At 56.2% G+C, this 2,584-nt stretch carries 5 protein-coding genes; all 5 read left to right on the top strand.

Annotated features, from left to right (window positions below):
• Nucleotides 1–291 precede the first annotated feature (291 nt).
• The 5 genes from G6N74_RS30330 (at nucleotide 292) to G6N74_RS30315 (ending at nucleotide 2,480) form a co-directional block, all read left to right on the top strand.
• Nucleotides 292–480: a tautomerase family protein gene (locus tag G6N74_RS30330; RefSeq protein ID WP_165121712.1), complete on the top strand. Its 189-nt coding sequence runs from the start codon at nucleotides 292–294 to the stop codon at nucleotides 478–480.
• 560 nt (nucleotides 481–1,040) lie between these two features.
• Complete coding sequence (locus G6N74_RS30325; RefSeq protein WP_165121711.1) at nucleotides 1,041–1,274, top strand: DUF982 domain-containing protein; 234 nt, start codon at nucleotides 1,041–1,043, stop codon at nucleotides 1,272–1,274.
• Nucleotides 1,246–1,605, top strand: coding sequence for a hypothetical protein (locus G6N74_RS30320; protein WP_165121710.1), 360 nt, complete (start codon nucleotides 1,246–1,248; stop codon nucleotides 1,603–1,605). The genes G6N74_RS30325 and G6N74_RS30320 overlap by 29 nt, the downstream gene beginning before the upstream one ends.
• Nucleotides 1,606–1,745: 140 nt before the next feature.
• Complete coding sequence (locus tag G6N74_RS31350) at nucleotides 1,746–1,877, top strand: hypothetical protein (RefSeq protein WP_281354094.1); 132 nt, start codon at nucleotides 1,746–1,748, stop codon at nucleotides 1,875–1,877.
• 123 nt (nucleotides 1,878–2,000) lie between these two features.
• A complete protein-coding gene (locus G6N74_RS30315; protein ID WP_165121709.1) occupies nucleotides 2,001–2,480 on the top strand; it encodes a pyridoxamine 5'-phosphate oxidase family protein in 480 nt (159 codons plus the stop codon).
• The last annotated feature ends 104 nt before the right edge of the window (nucleotides 2,481–2,584 follow it).

The raw sequence follows: 2,584 nt of genomic DNA, 5'->3' as shown, positions 1-2,584 counted from the left end.
CCGTTCGAGTGGCTGTTCCAGAGGTTTTCCACGGCCTTACTCGACAAATGGCTCAGTGAATTGGAGCGTTGCCAGCCTTAGCCTCGTCCGTCCGCCGTCCTGATACTTGCCCTAGTTGGACCCTTTCGGGCGAGGCTCTCACGAGGACTTTCCAGCCACCATTAACCGACCGCGGCTATCTTCGGCGACCGTCGCCTACATGCGCAGGACGTGCCTGCGGATTTCTATGCCGTCTTGCCCTTTGCCAAGCCTTGCGCGAAGCTCTCATGTCGAGGATTTGGGAGGATTGGCATGCCGATCGTTCGTGTTGAGATCGCCAAGGGCGTTGCCTCGGTCGATCAGAAGAAAGCTGTCATCAAACGAATGACTGATGTGCTGGTCGAAGAGTTGGGACGGAACCCGGAATTCATCTTCAACTGGGGCCGCAAGGGCCTCTCGCTGACTGATCTATGGCAACAGGCCGAGGGCGGGAAACCCTAGTCCTTTCGTGCCGCTCTCTTCCCGCTGGCGTACGCAACGGTGAGCAACAAATGGTAGGAACGCATCAACCCGAATGGGTGAAGGCCGGGATCGCCGCTGCCAAAGACAAGGATGCGCAAATTCCGTGCCCGGTGTGTAGCAGTGCTGTCCTCGATATATTTGATTCTGCGGCGAACAACGCCTTATTTGAGCGTCACATGCGGTGTGTGAAGTGCGGGGCGTACAACTCACTTCGCATCGATGCATCTCACCGGGATTGACCGCTCGTTTCCCACCCTGGCTTGGAAACGGCATTATGGAAATTGAAAGAGACCGATGGGTGCTACTCATCAAAGACATCAGGCGCGAGACTGGTGCGAGCATTTTTGAGGCTGAGCGGTTGGCACTGTCGAAACCCGAATGGCGCCGGTGGGCAGAGCGACAAATCAATACCGACGCCAAATGCCGGAAGATGGCCCGACTCCACATGCGGATGCACAAGACCAATTCATTGATCTGCGCAGACGGCGACAGGTTGCTCGTCCGCTAGATCCTCGTCCTGATCTGGAGTAACGCCCACCATGGAGTTCGACACTATCCTGATTACTTTCGAAGGACGCACGATTGCACTTTCTTCGATTGACGAGGCTTGGTGTTTTTTGTCTGAGTGGCCGGGCGGGTTCTATACAGAAATGGCTCACTGTGCCGGTATCGCATTGACGCGAGCGGAGGCCGGGACCATTTCAACAGCAGAAGCTCGCCAGGCGTTTCTCGATTTTTGTATCGATGCCGAAATTCTTGCGAGATTTGACTAAGTCGGGGCTGGATTTAGGCTCTGCCTTTCGCCGCCTGATGGGAGCGCACAATGAACTTTATTTCCGTGATGGCGATTACCGAGAAGGTCGCCCGAGAGCAGGCCTCGACCAAGACAGGCTACGCCCCCAGACCATCGGTCGAGTATTTCTCGTTATCGATGAGGGCAACAACAGCCGCCAAGACGTTTTTATCTTCGAGACGGCTCACGACGTCACCAAACACCCCCTTTATGCCAAAGCCATGCTTTCCCAGGCTTTCGGCCTGACTGAGAAAGCCTTGAGCGACGGGCCTGTGCTACAGTTTGGCGCCGAAGTAACTGTCGGCGGGTAATAACTTCCCAGCTTTCCCGCGCGATTGGTTGCAGCGACCACTTCCCCACGCTGCTTGTCGGTCGGCGCCATTTCTGGTTACCTTTTGGTTGTTCAACGCGGCGGGAGGACATCTATTGAAATCCAAGGTGGCCCCGTAAGATGAGCAATCCAGTACTAATCGGCGTCGGTGTCGGAGCCTTCGCGGGTCTCGCCGTATTTGGCGACCTCGTGGTCGGCGCCATCTTCGGCGGTGCGATGGGCCTTGGCTATGCCGTCATAAAGAGCCGATAGCTTCGTTCTTTGGCGGCCGTCACCTCGCACCCATTGATGTCATTTGCATCGCCTAGCACTTCGTTCGGAACAGTTGCCTGTTTCGGGGGTTAGGACCCATCTAACCCACAAAGGAGACCGGCCGTGTCAAACGATCAAGACTTCGCGAAAGAATTCTGGGACTCGATCAGGTCTGACATGACCGCAATGGTCGGCCTCTCCGGTGTTGACGCTCGCCCGATGACCGCACAGTTCGATGGCGACCGAAACACAATCTACTTCTTCACCGCCAAGGATACTGAACTTGCCGGGGGCGTTTCAGGGCCTACAGACGCCACATTGGTCTATGCCTCGAAGGGCCACGATCTGTTTGCTACCGTGCAAGGCAAACTGCAGATCGACAATGACCGGGCCGTCATAGACCGCCTTTGGAATAGATTCGTCGCGGCATGGTTTGAACAGGGCAAAGATGATCCCAAACTCTGTTTGTTGCGCTTCGATCCTGCCGAAGCGGAGATATGGAAGGACGCATCAAGCGTGGTAGCCGGCGTCAAGATGTTCCTCGGCATGGGAGACCCGAAAGAGGAGTACAAAGATAGTGTGGCCCACGTCACGTTGACCTAGCCCAGCCCTCTGAGTGGCCATCTCTCCTGATCTGGTTGCAGCGGCGCGATTTGAACGCGCGGCCTTCAGGTTATGAGCCTGACGAGCTACCGGGCTGCTCTACG

The sequence above is a fragment of the Mesorhizobium zhangyense genome, assembly GCF_011045115.1.
Classification (GTDB): Bacteria; Pseudomonadota; Alphaproteobacteria; order Rhizobiales; family Rhizobiaceae; genus Mesorhizobium_M; species Mesorhizobium_M zhangyense.
Note: the sequence above shows the minus strand (reverse complement) of the source record. Positions and strands in the feature narration are given on the sequence as shown.

What these genes read in the sequence shown, in the direction of transcription:
- G6N74_RS30320 (WP_165121710.1), top strand. Translation starts at nt 1,246, where the DNA reads ATGCCGAAATTCTTGCGAGATTTGACTAAGTCGGGGCTGGATTTAGGC.
- G6N74_RS31350 (WP_281354094.1), top strand. Translation starts at nt 1,746, where the DNA reads ATGAGCAATCCAGTACTAATCGGCGTCGGTGTCGGAGCCTTCGCGGGT.
- G6N74_RS30330 (WP_165121712.1), top strand. Translation starts at nt 292, where the DNA reads ATGCCGATCGTTCGTGTTGAGATCGCCAAGGGCGTTGCCTCGGTCGAT.
- G6N74_RS30325 (WP_165121711.1), top strand. Translation starts at nt 1,041, where the DNA reads ATGGAGTTCGACACTATCCTGATTACTTTCGAAGGACGCACGATTGCA.